This is a genomic window from Serratia inhibens (genome assembly GCF_003591175.1).
GTDB classification, from domain to species: domain Bacteria; phylum Pseudomonadota; class Gammaproteobacteria; order Enterobacterales; family Enterobacteriaceae; genus Serratia; species Serratia inhibens.
This window is the reverse complement of the sequence record NZ_QYYG01000012.1, coordinates 65,030-82,212: the sequence shown is the minus strand read 5'-3', so window position 1 is coordinate 82,212 and position 17,183 is coordinate 65,030. Positions and strand designations below refer to the sequence as shown.

16 protein-coding genes are annotated in these 17,183 nt (G+C 57.1%); 10 read left to right on the top strand and 6 right to left on the bottom strand.

All coding sequences use genetic code 11. The features are described from left to right. Positions 1-60 precede the first annotated feature (60 nt). Entirely contained in the window at positions 61-594 is a 534-nt protein-coding gene (locus D4100_RS24085) for a tetratricopeptide repeat protein (protein ID WP_006317794.1), read from the bottom strand. A gap of 203 nt (positions 595-797) precedes the next feature. Between D4100_RS24085 and dusA the strand changes: the two genes are divergently transcribed. Both dusA and pspG read left to right on the top strand, forming a co-directional pair. Next, positions 798-1,808, top strand: coding sequence for a tRNA dihydrouridine(20/20a) synthase DusA (gene dusA / locus D4100_RS24080; RefSeq protein WP_119805409.1), 1,011 nt, complete (start codon positions 798-800; stop codon positions 1,806-1,808). 156 nt (positions 1,809-1,964) lie between these two features. After that, the gene (gene pspG / locus D4100_RS24075) at positions 1,965-2,183 is read left to right on the top strand and encodes an envelope stress response protein PspG (RefSeq protein ID WP_006317798.1); all 219 of its coding nucleotides are present in this window, start codon (positions 1,965-1,967) and stop codon (positions 2,181-2,183) included. 304 nt (positions 2,184-2,487) lie between these two features. Here pspG and D4100_RS24070 read toward each other — a convergent pair whose 3' ends face one another. Further along, entirely contained in the window at positions 2,488-3,471 is a 984-nt protein-coding gene (locus tag D4100_RS24070; protein WP_119805408.1) for a quinone oxidoreductase, read from the bottom strand. 180 nt (positions 3,472-3,651) lie between these two features. On the opposite strand from D4100_RS24070, the gene dnaB reads away from it, so the two are divergent. Together dnaB and alr are read left to right on the top strand one after the other, a co-directional pair. After that, the gene (dnaB, locus tag D4100_RS24065; RefSeq protein ID WP_006317800.1) at positions 3,652-5,076 is read left to right on the top strand and encodes a replicative DNA helicase; all 1,425 of its coding nucleotides are present in this window, start codon (positions 3,652-3,654) and stop codon (positions 5,074-5,076) included. A gap of 17 nt (positions 5,077-5,093) precedes the next feature. Further along, complete coding sequence (gene alr / locus D4100_RS24060) at positions 5,094-6,173, top strand: alanine racemase (protein WP_119805407.1); 1,080 nt, start codon at positions 5,094-5,096, stop codon at positions 6,171-6,173. Positions 6,174-6,216: 43 nt separating this feature from the next. Here alr and D4100_RS24055 read toward each other — a convergent pair whose 3' ends face one another. Further along, the gene (locus tag D4100_RS24055) at positions 6,217-6,984 is read right to left on the bottom strand and encodes a transporter substrate-binding domain-containing protein (protein WP_006317802.1); all 768 of its coding nucleotides are present in this window, start codon (positions 6,982-6,984) and stop codon (positions 6,217-6,219) included. Positions 6,985-6,997: 13 nt separating this feature from the next. Continuing rightward, positions 6,998-8,386: an amino acid permease gene (locus D4100_RS24050; RefSeq protein WP_119805406.1), complete on the bottom strand. Its 1,389-nt coding sequence runs from the start codon at positions 8,384-8,386 to the stop codon at positions 6,998-7,000. Positions 8,387-8,739: 353 nt separating this feature from the next. On the opposite strand from D4100_RS24050, the gene D4100_RS24045 reads away from it, so the two are divergent. The 6 genes from D4100_RS24045 to maa all read left to right on the top strand — a co-directional run bounded on the left by D4100_RS24045 (position 8,740) and on the right by maa (position 12,996). Next, positions 8,740-9,207 carry an Lrp/AsnC family transcriptional regulator gene (locus D4100_RS24045; protein ID WP_004948752.1) on the top strand — a complete coding sequence of 156 codons (468 nt, stop codon included), beginning with the start codon at positions 8,740-8,742 and terminating at the stop codon, positions 9,205-9,207. Positions 9,208-9,520: 313 nt separating this feature from the next. After that, complete coding sequence (locus D4100_RS24040; RefSeq protein ID WP_006317804.1) at positions 9,521-10,138, top strand: YitT family protein; 618 nt, start codon at positions 9,521-9,523, stop codon at positions 10,136-10,138. A gap of 41 nt (positions 10,139-10,179) precedes the next feature. After that, complete coding sequence (locus D4100_RS24035; RefSeq protein ID WP_006328339.1) at positions 10,180-11,373, top strand: amino acid aminotransferase; 1,194 nt, start codon at positions 10,180-10,182, stop codon at positions 11,371-11,373. 126 nt (positions 11,374-11,499) lie between these two features. After that, positions 11,500-11,916 (top strand): secondary thiamine-phosphate synthase enzyme YjbQ, encoded by a 417-nt coding sequence (locus D4100_RS24030; protein ID WP_006317808.1) that lies wholly within the window; start codon positions 11,500-11,502, stop codon positions 11,914-11,916. A 4-nt stretch (positions 11,917-11,920) separates the two neighbouring features. After that, on the top strand, positions 11,921-12,274 hold the full coding sequence (locus tag D4100_RS24025) for an MmcQ/YjbR family DNA-binding protein (RefSeq protein ID WP_006317810.1): 354 nt from the start codon (positions 11,921-11,923) through the stop codon (positions 12,272-12,274). Between the two features lie 164 nt (positions 12,275-12,438). Further along, entirely contained in the window at positions 12,439-12,996 is a 558-nt protein-coding gene (maa, locus tag D4100_RS24020; RefSeq protein WP_043912159.1) for a maltose O-acetyltransferase, read from the top strand. 34 nt (positions 12,997-13,030) lie between these two features. Here maa and D4100_RS24015 read toward each other — a convergent pair whose 3' ends face one another. Then, positions 13,031-14,083: an NAD(P)-dependent alcohol dehydrogenase gene (locus D4100_RS24015; RefSeq protein ID WP_006317812.1), complete on the bottom strand. Its 1,053-nt coding sequence runs from the start codon at positions 14,081-14,083 to the stop codon at positions 13,031-13,033. A 220-nt stretch (positions 14,084-14,303) separates the two neighbouring features. Then, positions 14,304-17,138 (bottom strand): excinuclease ABC subunit UvrA, encoded by a 2,835-nt coding sequence (gene uvrA, locus D4100_RS24010; RefSeq protein WP_006317813.1) that lies wholly within the window; start codon positions 17,136-17,138, stop codon positions 14,304-14,306. Between the last annotated feature and the right edge of the window lie 45 nt (positions 17,139-17,183).

Genomic DNA, 17,183 nt, shown 5'->3' with positions numbered 1-17,183 from the left:
ACTGGCCGATTTCGTTGCGGATTGCGTCGTTGCTGATGCTCGCCTCCGGGCCTTGCTGTCTTATGATTCGGGATGGTGATCTATGGCTGCCGCCAGGTCGCGGTACTCTTCGCAACCGGTGCCGCACAGTGACTGGATCACGCTGAGCTGTTCTTTCGCCAGGTCCGGACGGCCTTTTACCATATAGGCCTCGCCCAGATATTCGCGGACTTTCGCGTAGTTGGGGTCGAGCGCCACTGATTTTAAATAGTAGCCGATCCCTTCATCCGTGCGCCCGAGCTTGCGGGTGGCGTAACCCCGGTAGTTCAACGCTACGGCGGTGTTGGGATTTTTCAGGGTGTTCAGCACGTCGAGGGCATCCTGATAGCGGCCGCTTTTTGCCAGCGCATAGGCGTAGTTCGCCCGATCGTTGTCGCCGATCATGCTGCTTTTATCGACCATGCAGGTCTTGGTTTTTGTGTCGTATATCTGGCCTTTCGGGCAGGTCGGCGTGGTTTGGCCGCTGCCGTCACCCCCCATTGCCAGGGCCGCGCCGGAAAACAACGCAGAGCCGGCAATAATGGGCAGCAACAGGCGTTTAACGAAACTGTTCATGGTTTTTTCCTCATTGGAAGAGAGACGAATTGCCCCCTTGGTGAGAGAACACCTGAAGAGGCGTTTTTATTCGTTTTTTCTTTTTCTTTTTGGCCTGATGACACGGCGGTTTTCCCAATGCCGCCGATTGTCGTTATAATAGCCGTTTGCGGCAGTACGCCGTTCGTTGAATCCCAGACAGATCAGGTAGCCAGTAACTCAGCATGACGACAGACAACCACGCCTCAAAATATGCCGCCAATCGTTTCTCCATTGCGCCGATGCTCGACTGGACCGATCGTCATTGCCGTTACTTCCATCGCCTGCTGACCAAAGAAACGTTGCTGTACACCGAAATGGTGACCACCGGCGCTATTATTCACGGCAAGGGCGACTATCTGGCCTACAGCGAAGAAGAACATCCGGTGGCGTTGCAACTGGGCGGCAGCGATCCGACTGCGCTGGCGCACTGTGCCAAACTGGCCGAACAGCGTGGCTACGACGAGATTAACCTTAACGTCGGTTGCCCGTCCGATCGGGTGCAGAACGGCATGTTCGGCGCCTGTCTGATGGGGCAGGCGACGCTGGTTGCCGACTGCATCAAGGCGATGCGTGACGTGGTGTCGATCCCGGTGACGGTCAAGACCCGCATCGGTATTGACGACCAGGACAGCTACGAGTTTCTGTGTGATTTTATCGCCACCGTCGCCGGGCGCGGCGAGTGCGACATGTTTACTATCCATGCGCGCAAGGCCTGGTTGTCCGGCCTCAGCCCGAAAGAAAACCGTGAGGTGCCACCGCTGGACTACCCGCGCGTGTACCAACTGAAACGGGATTTCCCGCAGTTGACTCTTGCCATCAACGGCGGTGTGAAAACGCTGGAAGAAGCAAAGCAGCATCTGGAGCATCTGGATGGCGTGATGATGGGGCGCGAGGCTTATCAGAATCCGGGCATTTTGGCGCGGGTCGACAGTGAGCTGTTTGGTCGCCAGACCGAGGTCATGGACAGCGTGGCGATTATCGAATCGCTGTATCCGTATATTGAACGTGAGCTGTCGAACGGCACCTATTTGGGGCACATCACCCGCCATATCCTCGGCCTGTTCCAGGGCGTGCCGGGTGCGCGCCAGTGGCGTCGCCATCTGAGCGAGAACGCCCACAAACCGGGCGCCGATGCGCGCGTGGTGGAAGCTGCGCTGGATCTGGTACGTTTGCCGCGTACCGAAGTGGCGTAATACACAAAAAATTTGACTAATAGTTAGTCTTTTTCATCAGGCATTCAGCGCTCTGCTGTTTGCCTGTTTTTATATTTCAATTACTTATCTTTTCCGCCGTTCTGGCACGCATCTTGTAATACTCCTGCAGAGACTTTGTTTTGCGAAGGAGCAATCATGTTAGAACTCTTCTTTCTCATTGGCTTTGTAGTGATGCTGATGGTGACCGGAATTTCGCTGCTGGGCGTGTTCGCCGCGTTACTGGTAGCGGCGGCGTTTATGCTGTTGGGCGGCCTGTTTGCGATGGTGATAAAGCTGTTGCCCTGGCTGATTTTGGCGGTGGTGGGCGTCTGGATATACCGTTCGATGCAGAAGCCGCAAATACGCCGGTACTGATTTTTTGTCGAGTAATCAGGCAGTCATGCTGAAATGTGCGTAACAAATTCATCGTGAATGCGGCGACGATCACACCTTGGCGTTTTAAATGCGAATGCGGCACATTAAGCGTGTTTTTCGCGTTTAGGGGCTGGTAGGATATTTGTCGATGCAGCGATGCGACCTATTTCATCACCGCAAGAGACAATAATACCCAATACGAGCGTTGCTGAAGCAACCCCCTGTCTCTGGCGGACTCTGCTCTACCCCTACAAATGCAGTAATAGAAAGGGCTCCTTACGGAGCCCTTTTCTTTTGTCTGGGATCAGGGGATCAGCAGGCTTGAACCGCTGGTGTTGCGGCTTTCCAGCACCTCATGCGCACGCTGCGCATCGGCCAGCGCAAACTTTTGCTCTTCTTTTACGTCGATCTTGATGGCGCCGCTGCCGATCAATGAGAACAGCTCATTGCTGGCGAATTGCAACTCGTCGCGGTTAGTGACGTAACCGTTAAGCGAAGGGCGGGTGACGTACAGCGAACCTTTCTGGTTCAACAGCGCCAGATCGACGCCGGTTACCGGGCCGGAAGCGTTGCCGAAGCTGACCATCAGCCCACGGCGTTTCAGGCTATTGAGTGAAGCCTGCCAGGTGCTTTGGCCCACCGAATCGTATACCACACCGACTTTTTCGCCCTGCGTCAGTTCAGCCACGCGCTGGGCGATATCTTCTTTATGGTAATTGATGGTCGCCCAGGCGCCGGCGCGTTTAGCCAGTTCAGCTTTTTCGTCGGAGCCGACGCTGCCGATAAGCTTTGCGCCGAGCGCCTTGGCCCACTGGCAGGCAATCAGCCCGACGCCGCCTGCGGCGGCATGGAACAGAAACACTTCGCCCGGCTGCACTTCATGGGTTTGGCGCAGCAGATAATGTACCGTCAGCCCTTTCAGGAACGAGGCTGCACCCTGCTCAAAGCTCAGGTTATGCGGCAGGATCGCCACTTTCTCCACCGAAACATTGTGAATGTCGCTGTAGGCGCCGAGCGACGACTGGGCGTAAACCACGCGGTCGCCAGGTTTCACCGCGCTGACGCCGGCGCCCACCTTGATCACCACGCCGGCCGCTTCGGTGCCCAACCCGCTTGGCAGGCTGGCGGGCGCATAGAGGCCGCTGCGAATATAGGTATCGATGTAGTTGATGCCGATCGCCTTATTCTCAACCTGGACCTCACCGGCTGCCGGATCGATAGGTGTAAAATCAACGTATTGCAACACTTCCGGACCGCCGGTGGCGGAGAATTGAATGCGCTTTGCCATTTCATTACCTCGTTGGGGTGTCTGATTTCACCCTACGCGTTTTAGTATTGACGATCCAGTTTAGCCGGGTGCGGATTGATACCTTTTTTGCATCGGTTATGCCGCGGGAATCACAGATAAAAATCACGTATACTCTCGCGTCAGGATTCTCCATTCGCAACCGGATAAAGAATACGCTTCATGGCAGGAAAAAAACCAACCAACAAAAATTACGCGGACGAAGCCAGAGATCGCCCCCGAGATCGCCAGATGGAAGGGCTGAAGATGCCGCCACATTCGCTGGAGGCGGAACAGTCCGTGTTGGGCGGTTTGATGCTGGATAACGAACGCTGGGATAACGTATCGGAACGCGTGGTCTCCAACGATTTCTTCAGCCGCCCGCACCGCCTGATCTTCACCGAGATGCAGCGGCTGTTGGAAATGAGCCGGCCTATCGACCTGATCACCCTGTCCGAATCGCTCGAGCAGCGCGGTGAACTGGATTCGGTGGGCGGTTTCGCCTATCTGGCCGAGCTGTCGAAAAACACCCCAAGCGCCGCGAACATCGGTGCTTATGCTGACATCGTGCGTGAACGCGCGGTGGTGCGCGAAATGATCTCGGTCGCCAATGAGATCGCCGACGCCGGTTACGATCCGCAAGGCCGCAGCAGCGAAGATCTGCTCGATTTGGCCGAGTCGCGGGTATTCCAGATCGCGGAAAATCGCGCCAGTAAAGATGAAGGCCCGAAAGGTATTGAGCGTATTCTGGAAGACACCGTTTCGCGTATCGAACAGCTGTACCAGCAGCCGCACGACGGGGTTACCGGGGTAGACACCGGCTATCAGGATCTCAACAAGAAAACCGCCGGTTTGCAAAAGTCGGACCTGATCATCGTCGCCGCCCGTCCTTCGATGGGGAAAACCACTTTCGCCATGAACCTGTGTGAACACGCCGCGATGACGCAGGAAAAACCGGTGCTGATCTTCAGCCTGGAGATGCCCGGCAACCAGATCATGATGCGTATGCTGGCGTCGCTGTCGCGCGTCGACCAGACGCGTATCCGTACCGGCCAGCTCGACGACGAGGATTGGGCGCGCATTTCCAGCACCATGGGTATCCTGTTGGAGAAGCGCAACATGTATATCGATGACTCCTCCGGCCTGACGCCAACCGAAGTGCGCTCCCGCGCGCGCCGTATTTTCCGCGAACATGACGGCCTCAGCCTGATCATGATCGACTACCTGCAGCTGATGCGCGTGCCGGCCCTGTCCGACAACCGTACGCTGGAGATCGCTGAAATTTCCCGCTCGCTGAAGGCGCTGGCGAAAGAGCTGCAGGTACCGGTGGTGGCGCTGTCGCAGCTGAACCGAAGCCTGGAGCAACGCGCCGACAAACGCCCGGTCAACTCCGACCTGCGTGAGTCCGGTTCCATCGAGCAGGATGCCGACTTGATCATGTTTATCTACCGTGACGAGGTTTATCACGAGAACAGCGACATGAAAGGGATTGCCGAAATTATTCTGGGTAAGCAGCGTAACGGCCCGATCGGTACCGTGCGCCTGACCTTTAACGGCCAGTGGTCGCGTTTCGATAACTACGCGGGGCCACAATATGATGATGAATAATCAGCTAAGGAATTGAAATGAAAGCGGCAACCGCTGTTATCGACCGCCGCGCTCTGCGACATAATCTGCAACAGGTGCGCCGTCAGGCGCCGCAAAGCCGCCTGATTGCCGTTGTGAAAGCAAACGCTTATGGACATGGCCTGCTGGAAACAGCTCATACCCTGCAAGACGCAGACTGCTACGGTGTGGCACGCATTGGTGAGGCTCTGATGTTGCGCTCCGGCGGCATCGTGAAACCGATCCTGCTGCTGGAAGGCTTCTTTTGCGCGGAAGATTTGCCGGTGTTGGTGGCGAATAACATTGAAACCGCGGTGCACAGTATCGAACAGCTTGAAGCGCTGGAGCTGGCCGAGCTGGCGCGCCCGGTGCCGGTATGGATGAAGCTGGATACCGGTATGCACCGTCTGGGCGTGCGTCCGGAACAGGCCGAAGCCTTTTATCAGCGTCTGAGCGCCTGCCGTAACGTCGCGCAGCCGGTCAATATCATGAGCCACTTCAGCCGTGCCGATGAACCGGGCTCTGACGCTACGCTCAAGCAAATACAGTGTTTCGAAAGTTTTGCCCGTGGCAAGCCAGGCCAGCGCTCGATCGCCGCTTCGGGCGGTACCTTGCTGTGGCCGGATGCGCACAATGATTGGGTGCGCCCGGGCATTATCTTGTATGGCGTTTCGCCGATGGAGGATTCCTGCGGCAGCCAGTTTGATCTGCAGCCGGCGATGACGCTGAAGTCCAACCTGATCGCGGTACGTGACCACAAGGCCGGCGAGTCGGTGGGGTACGGCGGTACCTGGGTGAGCGAAGGCGATACTCGTCTGGGTGTGGTGGCGATGGGTTACGGCGACGGTTACCCGCGCAGTGCGCCTTCCGGTACCCCGGTGTGGCTCAATGGCCGTGAAGTACCGGTGGTCGGCCGGGTGTCGATGGACATGATTTCGGTCGATCTCGGGCCGGATGCGACCGATAAGGTCGGCGATGAAGTGGTGCTGTGGGGCAAGGCGTTGCCGGTTGAACGCATTGCCGCTTGTACCGGCATCAGCGCCTATGAGCTGATTACCAAGCTGACGCAACGCGTGGCGATGGAATATATCGGCGAATAGCCTGTCGTGGGCCGGCAAGATGCCGGCCCCAACCTTCAATGCGTTACTTCTTTACCGCCAGCCACTGATCGATAATGCTCTGATACTCGCCGGTCGCTTTGGCCAGGTGCAGCCACTGATCCACATACAGCTTCCAACTCAGATCATCACGCGGCAACATATAGGCCTTCTCGCCATATTGCAGCGGTTTGTCCGGATTGACCGCACACAGTTTCGGGTAGCGCTTTTGCTGATACAGCGCTTCGGAAGCATCGGTGATCATCACATCGGCTTTCTTGTCCACTAACTGCTGAAAAATACCTACGTTATCATGGGTCAACGTCAGTTTGGCGTCGGGCAGGTAAGCATGTACGAAAGCTTCGTTGGTGCCACCTGCCGGTTCCAGCAGGCGCACGGACGCCTTGTTGATTTGATCGACGGTCCGGTATTTCTTCACGTCGGTGCAGCGCACCAGCGGGATTTTACCGTCGGTATCCAGCTTATCGGCGAAGAACACCTGTTTTTGCCGTTGTAGCGTGACGGAAATGCCGCCCATGGCGATGTCGCATTTGCCGGCGACAAAGTCCGGCGTCAGGGTTTTCCAACTGGTTTTCACCCATTTCACTTTGGCGCCCAGGCTCTTGGCCAGCGATTCCGCCATGGCGATATCAATGCCTTCGTAGCTGCCGTCTTCCTTCAAAAAGGTGTAGGGCTTATAATCGCCGGTGGTGCAAACTTCCAGCGTGCCCTGTTGTGTCACCTTATCCAGATGGGATTGGGCGCTGGCGCTCCCGGCGGCGACCAGCAGTGCGAGAGGTAGTAGCTTTTTCATCTGTTTCCCTTGCTTAGACGTTATTGGATTCAGCAATGGCGCCCGGCGCGGCGGCGTTCTTTTTCTTCAGCAGATAGCTTGCCGCCAACACCAACAGCCAAACCGGAATCAACACTACCGAAATCCGGATGCCTGGCGTCATAAACATAATGACCAAAATCCCGGCTAAAAACAGCAGACAAATCAGATTGGTGAACGGGTAACCCCAACTTTGGAAACGCGTTTGCTGCCCGGCCAGCCGCTTGGCGCGCCGAAACTTCAGGTGGGTAATGCAGATCATTGCCCAGTTGATCACCAATGCGGACACCACCAACGCCATCAGCAATTCAAACGCCTTGCCCGGCATCAGGTAGTTGAGCAGCACGCACAGTGCGGTCACCAGCGCCGACACGCTCAGCGCCGCCAGCGGAATGCCACGGCGATTGATCTTCAGCAGTGTGCGCGGCGCGTTGCCCTGCTTCGCCAGCCCAAACAGCATGCGGCTGTTGCAGTACACGCAGCTGTTGTACACCGACAGCGCGGCGGACAGTACCACCATGTTCAGCAGCGTCGCCACCAGATTGCTGTCCAGCGCATGGAAGATCAGGACGAACGGGCTGCCGCCTTCCACCACCTTCTGCCACGGATACAGTGACAGCAGCACCGCCAGTGCGCCGACATAAAACAGCAGAATACGGTAAATCACCTGATTGGTGGCCTGCGGAATACTTTTTTCCGGGTTATCCGCTTCGGCGGCGGTAATGCCGACCAGCTCCAGGCCACCGAACGAGAACATGATCACCGCCATTGCCATCACCAGGCCGCTGATGCCGTTAGGGAAGAAACCGCCGTATTGCCACAGGTTGGCCACGCTGGCGTCCGGTCCGCCGTGCCCGCTGGCCAACAGCCAGGCGCCAAATGCGATCATGCTGATGATCGCCGCCACTTTGATGATGGAAAACCAGAATTCCATCTCGCCGTACACTTTGACGCTGGTCAGGTTGATGGCGTTGATCGCCACAAAGAATACCGCTGCGGAGACCCAGGTCGGGATTTCCGGCCACCAGTACTGTACGTAAATGCCCACGGCGGTCAGCTCTGCCATGCTCACCAACACGTACAGCACCCAATAGTTCCAGCCGGACATAAAGCCGGCAAAACCGCTCCAGTATTTATTGGCAAAGTGGCTGAAGGAACCGGCCACCGGCTCTTCCACTACCATTTCACCCAGTTGGCGCATGATAAAGAAGGCGATAACCCCGGCGATGGCGTAACCGAGCAGCACCGAGGGGCCGGCCATCTTTATGGTCTGGGCGATGCCGAGAAACAGCCCGGTGCCGATGGCGCCGCCGAGAGCGATCAGCTGGATATGACGGTTTTTTAACCCTCTTTTCAACTGGTTTTCTGACTGATGATTGTCCATCTGTGTTCCCCAAAAAGGTAAATGCGTGTCGCTGGGGATTTAGCAACTATCGGGCCAGCGGGTAAGGGGGATGGGGGCGTTTCACTAATAACCTGCTGAAAACGTTATTTAATTATTTTTCGTTTTGACTCACGAACCGTGCATTAAACCGTGATTATTGCGGAGTTTAAGGCGTTTTAACCTTGTTTTTCGCACGCAATGCTCGCATTGCGTGCTCGTGATGACCGGAAATGGGCCAGGGTGGTGCAATGAAACTGTGAGGCGTCGCCGGGGAATCAAAACGGGGGGATTACAGGGGCAAAAAAACTGATAGTCTGTAACGTCAACATTTCTTAACGGGTTTACAGGTGGCTATGTACAACATTGACGATTTTGATATGAAAATCCTGACGCTGTTACAGGCCAATGGCCGTCTGACCAATCAGGAACTGAGCGAGTTGGTGGGGTTGTCCGCTTCCCAGTGCTCACGGCGGCGTATCAGCCTGGAACAGGCTCAGTTGATCCGCGGTTACCATGCGCGGCTGGCGCCGGAGGCCGTGGGGCTGGGGATGGTGGGGTTAATCGAAGTGAGTCTGACCAACCATGCCCAGGAGCATGTGGACAGCTTTCATCGCATGCTGGAAGAGGTTGACGCTATTCTCGACGCCTATAAAACCACCGGCGACGCTGACTACCTGTTAAAGGTGGCGGTGGCCGATCTGGCGGCGTTGAGCGACTTTATCAGCAAAACCCTGTCGATGCACAAGAGCGTAGCGCACGTGAAAACCGCGGTGGTACTGAACCGGCTGAAAGAAAACGGGTTGCTGCCGGTAGCGCGCTGATCGGACATCGTCGCATCCATTTAATGAACCATTTGAGGGCGGGCTGCACCATTAATGGGCATTTGATGCGAGATGTGGCTGGTAAATATGAATTTAATGCATGGTGTTTGCAGTTATTTTGATATTTATGCGTGTTTTGTGCGTTTTTTATTTTAAATAAAAACAGCGGCTTATTGTGGGTAAATGCCGAACATCCTGCGGAATCGCATGATGACGACCGTTTTGCTTATCTTATGGTGTGGCTTTTGCATTATTCAGCGTACAAACCCGGTTCACCGGGTGGTGACGGCAACCTACTTTGAGTAATAACACCATGGATAACTGCATCAGCCCTGAAGACAATATTTCCCATACTCTGCTGGAAGACGTGCTGGCGATCCTGATCGGCACGCTGATGGTGTCGTTCGGCGTGATCCTGCTGCGGCAGGCCGGCGCGCTGACCGGCGGCACCGCCGGATTGGCTTTTTTAATCAACTACCTGACACCGCTGTCGTTCGGCGTAGCGTTCTTTTTGCTTAACCTGCCGTTCTATTATCTGGCGATCCGCCGTATGGGGTGGGCGTTCACCGTCAAAACCTTCTGCTCGGTGGCGCTGGTGTCGATATTTTCCGATTTGCACCCCTATTTCATCCATTTTGATCGCCTGCAGCCTTTTTATGCAACGGTGTTCGGTAGCATGATCATGGGATTAGGGTTTATTGTGTTATTTCGCCATAAGGCCAGCTTGGGCGGCGTCAATATTCTCGCGCTGTATCTGCAGGATAAATACGGTTTGCGCGCCGGCAAGTTGCAAATGGCGGTCGATATTTCTATCGTGTTAGCCTCACTGTTTGTGGTGAATATTTCCCTGCTAATTGCGTCTATATTAGGTGCAATGGTGCTGAATCTGATTATCGCGATGAACCATCGCCCTGGTCGTTACAGCGTTTGAATCTGTACCCTGTGAATAACCCAATCTAGGAGAACGACCCCGTGTTCCAGAACGTTGATGCCTATGCAGGCGATCCTATCCTGTCGCTGATGGAAAAATTCAAAAAAGACACACGTGCGCACAAGGTTAACCTGAGTATCGGCCTTTACTATGACGAGCGGGGTATTATCCCGCAGATGAAGGCGGTTGCCGCAGCGGAAGCGCAGTTGAACAGCGTGGATCAGGGCGCGTCGGTGTATCTGCCGATGGAAGGTCTGCTGCCTTACCGTACTGCCATTCAGCACCTGCTGTTCGGGGCCGAACACCCGATGCTGCAACAGGGGCGCATCGCCACCATTCAGACCGTAGGCGGTTCCGGCGCGCTGAAAGTGGGGGCCGACTTCCTGAAAAGCTACTTCCCGGATTCGCAGGTATGGGTCAGTGATCCCACCTGGGAAAACCATATTGCCATCTTCGGCGGGGCCGGTTTCAAAGTGAACACCTATCCGTACTTTGATGGCGAAAGCCTGGGCGTGAAGTTCGACGCGATGCTGAGCGCGTTGAAACAGCTGCCGAAACACAGCATCGCGCTGCTGCATCCGTGCTGCCACAACCCGACAGGCTCTGACCTGACCAATGCCCAGTGGGATGAAGTGGTCAAGGTGATCGCCGAGCGTGAGCTAATCCCGTTCCTCGATATCGCCTATCAGGGTTTTGGCGGCGGTATCACTGAAGATGCCTACGCTATCCGCACTATCGCCGCCGCCGGCCTGCCGTGCCTGGTGAGTAACTCGTTCTCGAAAATCTTCTCGCTGTATGGCGAACGCGTCGGCGGCCTGTCGGTGGTGTGCGAAAGCGAAGAAGCCGCCGGGCGCGTGCTGGGGCAATTGAAGGCCACCGTACGCCGCAACTACTCCAGCCCGCCGAACTTCGGTGCGCAGGTGGTGGCGAAGGTGCTGAACGATACGCAGTTGAAAGCCCAGTGGCTGGCGGAAGTGGAAAGCATGCGCACCCGTATCCTTGAGATGCGCAAAACGCTGGTAGAGGCGCTGAAAATTGCGTTGCCGCAGCGTAACTTCGATTACCTGCTGCAGCAGCGCGGCATGTTCAGCTACACCGGTTTCAGCGCGGCGCAGGTTGATCGCCTGCGTGAAGAGTTCGGCGTGTACCTGATCCACAGCGGACGCGTTTGCATGGCCGGCCTGAACCACAACAACGTGCATCAGGTGGCCGAGGCGTTTGCCGCGGTGCAGTAAAAACTGTTAGGGTAAAGCTGCGTTAGCAAAGGAGCGATAGCGATATCGCTCCTTTTTTGTTGTCGGTTTGCCGCCAAAGTTGCCGCAAACCGGATAGAGAATATACTGATTGAGGGGCGCTCACTCATGTGGCATCAGCAAACGCTTATCCTCAGCGCAAAAGCGCGTGGTTTTCATCTGGTTACCGAAGAGATTACTGACCAGTTAACTCACTTACACCGCCTGCAAACTGGCTTGCTGCATCTGTTGTTGCAGCATACCTCGGCCTCGCTGACGCTCAACGAGAACTGCGATCCCACGGTGCGAGCCGACATGGAGCAGCATTTCCTGCGTCAGGTACCTGAGAACGCACCCTATCAGCATGACTACGAAGGGCTGGACGACATGCCGGCACACATCAAATCCTCGCTGCTGGGCGCATCTTTAACGCTGCCTGTGAGCCACGGGCGGCTGATGTTGGGCACATGGCAGGGGATTTGGCTGGGGGAGCACCGCATCCACGGCGGTTCACGCCGTATTGTGGCCACTTTACAGGGGGAGTAACCCAATGAATAACACAGCACTGCTGGAATACTGCATGGCGAAGCCGGGCGCGGAACAAAGCGACCAGAACCAGTGGCAGGCCAGCCAGATCAAGGTCGGCGACGTGATGTTCGCCATGGTGTGCGAGGTACAGGGCCGGCCGGCCCTGGCGGTGAAATCAAGCCCGGAGTTGGCAGAAAGCCTGCGCGAGCATCACCCCGAGATCGTCGCCTGCGCTGGCATGAACAAGGCGCACTGGAATACGGTGTTTCTCGACGGCAACTTGCCGAACTCGCAATTTTATACCCTGATCGACAGTTCATATCAGCTGGTGCTGGAAGGGTTACCCGACCACGTGCGGCAGGAACTGCGCGCTTAATCGGCAGGGCAGGCGTGGTTGCCTGCCTTTTCCGCTTCTTCATCTCTTTTTTCTCTTTAAATTGTGATCGCGATTCGAAAATGGGAACGTTCCCTTTTTATTGGGCACCAGGAAAGACTAGGCTTTTTTAATCAATGAGCCGCGAGACCAAAGGATACCCTGAGATGGCGATGAGTGAAGAAAAACGCAAGATGATTGCCGGCGAACTGTACGATGCCGGTGACGAGCTGCTGCGCAGCGAACGCAAGCGCGCGCGCCAGCTGGTGCACCATTACAACCATTCATCCCCTGACGAGGGCGACCTGCGTAAGCAGTGGCTGACGGCGCTGCTGGGCCGGTATCAGGGGGGAACCATCGAACCGACGTTCCGCTGCGATTACGGTTATAACATCTATCTGGGGAAGAATTTTTACGCCAATTTTGACTGTGTCATCCTGGATGTGTGCGAAGTGCATATTGGCGATAACTGCCTGTTGGCACCGGGGGTACATATTTATACCGCTACCCATCCGTTGGATGCGCAAACCCGCGTCGGCGGTGCGGAGTTCGGCAAACCGGTCAGCATTGGCAATAACGTGTGGATTGGCGGCCGGGCGGTAATTAACCCTGGCGTCACTCTGGGAGATAACGTGGTGGTGGCGTCCGGGGCGGTAGTCACCAAGGACGTGCCGGCCAACTGCGTGGTCGGCGGTAATCCGGCGCGGGTGATTAAACAGCTATGACAAAAAACGGGCGCCGCAGTGGGCGCCCGTCGCATTATGCTCGCAGAGAGTTGATATCCACCACGAAACGGTATTTCACGTCGCTTTTCAGCATGCGCTCATAGGCTTCGTTGATTTGCTGCATCGGGATCAGTTCGATATCCGAGGTAATACCGTGCTGGCCGCAAAAATCCAGCATCTCCTGGGTTTCTGCAATGCCACCGATCAGCGAGCCGGCGAGGCGGCGGCGTTTCATGATCAGGTTAAACACCTGCGGCGACGGGTGATCGTGTTCCGGTGCACCCACCAACGTCAAAGTGCCATCACGCCGCAGCAGGTTGAGGAACGGGTTCAGATCGTGCTGAGCCGCCACCGTGTTGAGAATAAAATCGAAGCTGTTGACGTGCTGCGCCATTTCTTCCGGGTTGCGCGAGATCACCACTTCATGGGCGCCGAGGCGTTTGGCGTCTTCAACTTTGGAGGCCGACGTGGTGAACAGCACCACATGAGCGCCCATGGCTCGCGCCAGCTTGACCCCCATGTGCCCCAAGCCGCCGAGGCCGACGATACCGACCTTCTTGCCCGGCCCGGCACCCCATTGGCGCAACGGCGAATAGGTGGTGATACCGGCGCAAAGCAGCGGCGCAACGCCGGCCGGATCGAGATTTGCCGGCACCCGCAGCACAAAGTCCTGATCCACCACCATAGCGGTTGAGTAGCCGCCGTAGGTGATGGCGCCGGTTTGCCGATCCTGACCGTTGTAGGTGCCGGTAAAGCCGCTTTCGCAGTATTGCTCCAGCCCTTCGTCACAGCTCGGGCAGGTGCGACAGGAATCGACCATGCAGCCGACGCCGACCAGATCGCCAACCTGATGGCGTGATACGTGGCTGCCGACGGCGGTTACGCGGCCAACAATTTCATGGCCGGGCACCACCGGGAAAATCGAGTTGTTCCATTCGTTGCGGGCCTGGTGCAGATCAGAATGGCAGACGCCACAGAACAGAACCTCGATTTGCACATCGTGGTCGCGCAGGGCGCGCGGTGTGTAATCGAAAGGAACGAGCGCTGACTTCGCGTCATGCGCGGCATAGGCATGCGTAATGTTCATGGTAACTCCAGTCATCAGTGAATGGGGGAGGATGTTTTCCGGCAGCAGGGTACCGGTGAGACGCGGCCCAGGTCATACGGGCGACGCAGAGGGAACATTGATGATAAAAGCTGCGAGCGGGGAGGGAAATGCCTGAAAATGTCTAAATCTTGCCTGTTTCTCTTTAATTATGGCGGGCGGATGAAAGGGCGGGCCGCAAACGGCCCGCCGGCAAGAAAGGTTATTTCTTCATTTTCAGTAACGGCTTGAGGAAGCGAGCGGTATGCGAAGCTTCGCAGTTGGCCACGGTTTCCGGCGTGCCGGAGACCAGGATTTCACCGCCGCCGCTGCCGCCTTCCGGCCCCAGGTCGACAATCCAGTCCGCCGTTTTAATCACGTCAAGGTTGTGCTCAATCACCACGATGGTGTTGCCCTGATCGCGCAGCTGATGCAGCACCGCCAGCAGTTGCTGGATATCGGCGAAGTGCAGACCGGTGGTCGGCTCATCGAGGATATACAGCGTCTGTCCGGTACCGCGTTTAGACAGCTCGCGCGCCAGCTTGACGCGTTGCGCCTCACCGCCGGACAGCGTGGTCGCCGACTGGCCGAGGCGAATGTAGGACAGGCCGACGTCCATCAGCGTTTGCAGCTTGCGCGCCAGCGCCGGTACCACGTCGAAGAAATCGCGCGCTTCTTCGATGGTCATTTCCAGCACTTCGTGGATGCTCTTGCCCTTGTACTTCACTTCCAGCGTTTCACGGTTATAGCGCTTGCCTTTGCATTGGTCGCAAGGCACATAGATATCCGGCAGGAAGTGCATTTCCACCTTGATCACGCCATCGCCCTGACAGGCTTCACAGCGCCCGCCCTTGACGTTAAAGCTGAAGCGGCCTGGGTTATAGCCGCGGCTGCGCGACTCAGGTACGCCGGCGAACAGCTCGCGCACCGGGGTGAAGATGCCGGTGTAGGTAGCCGGGTTGGAGCGCGGTGTACGGCCGATCGGGCTCTGATCGATGTCGATCACTTTGTCGAAATGCTCGAGGCCGGTCACTTCGCGGAACGGCGCCGGTTCGGCAATGGTGGCGCCGTTGAGCTGGCGTTGGGCGATCGGGAACAGCGTGTCGTTGATCAACGTGGATTTACCGGATCCGGAGACCCCGGTGATGCAGGTAAACAGCCCCACCGGCAGCGTCAGCGTCACGTCTTTCAGGTTGTTGCCGCGCGCGCCGCTCAGCTTCAGCACCTTGGTCGGATCGGCCGGTACGCGCTGCTCAGGAATGGCAATCTCGCGTTTGCCGCTGAGGAACTGGCCGGTCAGCGATTCGGGCTGCGCCATGATGTCTTCGACCGTGCCTTCCGCCACCACCTGGCCGCCGTGCACGCCGGCGCCGGGGCCGATGTCGATCACATGATCGGCGGCACGGATGGCGTCTTCGTCATGCTCCACCACGATCACCGTGTTGCCCAGGTTACGCAGGTGGATCAGCGTTTCCAGCAGGCGTTCGTTGTCACGCTGGTGCAGGCCGATCGACGGTTCATCAAGAACGTACATTACGCCCACCAGGCCGGCGCCGATCTGGCTGGCCAGACGAATACGCTGCGCCTCGCCGCCGGACAGGGTTTCCGCCGAGCGCGACAGCGACAGGTAGTTAAGCCCGACGTTTACCAGGAATTTCAGCCGGTCGCCAATCTCTTTCAGGACTTTTTCGGCGATCTGGGCGCGCTGGCCGCTGAGCTTCATGTTCTGGAAGAAGGTCATGGCGTGGCCGATGCTCAGATCGGAGATTTCCGGCAGCGTGGTGTCTTCGACAAACACGTTGCGCGCTTCTTCGCGCAGGCGGGTGCCGTGACAGGAGGCGCAAGGGCGGTTGCTGATAAACTTCGCCAGCTCTTCGCGCACCGCGCTGGATTCCGTCTCTTTATAGCGGCGTTCCATGTTGTGCAGCACGCCTTCGAACGGGTGGCGGCGCACGGTGGTATCACCGCGATCGTTAATGTATTTGAATTCGATCGACTCTTTGCCGGAACCGCTGAGCACCGCTTTCTGCACGTTGGCGTCCAGGGTGTTGAACGGCGCTTCGACGTCGAACGCATAATGCTCCGCCAGCGAACGCAGCATCTGGAAATAATAAAAGTTGCGGCGATCCCAACCGCGGATCGCACCGCCGGCCAGCGAAAGCTCGGGGTTCTGCACCACGCGTTCCGGATCGAAGAACTGCTGTACGCCCAGGCCGTCACAGGTCGGGCAGGCACCGGCCGGGTTATTGAACGAGAACAGACGCGGTTCCAGCTCGCGCATGCTGTAGCCGCAGATCGGGCAGGCGAAGTTGGCGGAGAACAGCAGCTCATCCGCTTTTTCGTCGTCCATGTCGGCCACTACCGCCGTGCCGCCGGACAATTCCAGCGCGGTTTCGAACGATTCCGCCAGGCGCTGCGCCAGATCTTCGCGCACCTTGAAGCGATCGACCACCACTTCAATGGTGTGCTTCTTCTGCAGTTCCAGCTTCGGCGGATCGGATAGGTCACAGACTTCGCCGTCGATACGCGCCCGGATATAGCCCTGGGTCGCCAGGTTTTCCAGCGTTTTGGTGTGCTCGCCCTTGCGGTCTTTCACCACCGGCGCCAGCAGCATCAGGCGTTTGCCTTCCGGCTGGCTGAGCACGTTGTCCACCATCTGGCTGACGGTTTGCGCCGCCAGTTCCACATGGTGATCCGGGCAGCGCGGTTCGCCGACGCGGGCGAACAGCAGGCGCAGGTAATCGTGGATCTCGGTGATGGTGCCGACCGTGGATCGCGGGTTATGCGAGGTGGATTTCTGCTCGATGGAAATCGCCGGCGACAGACCTTCAATATGGTCGACGTCCGGTTTTTCCATCAGCGAAAGAAACTGGCGTGCATAGGCGGAGAGCGACTCGACGTAGCGGCGCTGCCCTTCGGCATACAGCGTATCAAAAGCCAGCGAGGACTTGCCTGAACCGGACAAACCGGTGACGACGATCAGCTTGTCACGCGGGATAATCAGGTTGATGTTTTTGAGATTATGGGTTCGAGCACCACGAACTTCGATATTGTCCATTTACACTTCCCGTCTTGATGATACACCGCGCCTGTCTGGATTTAG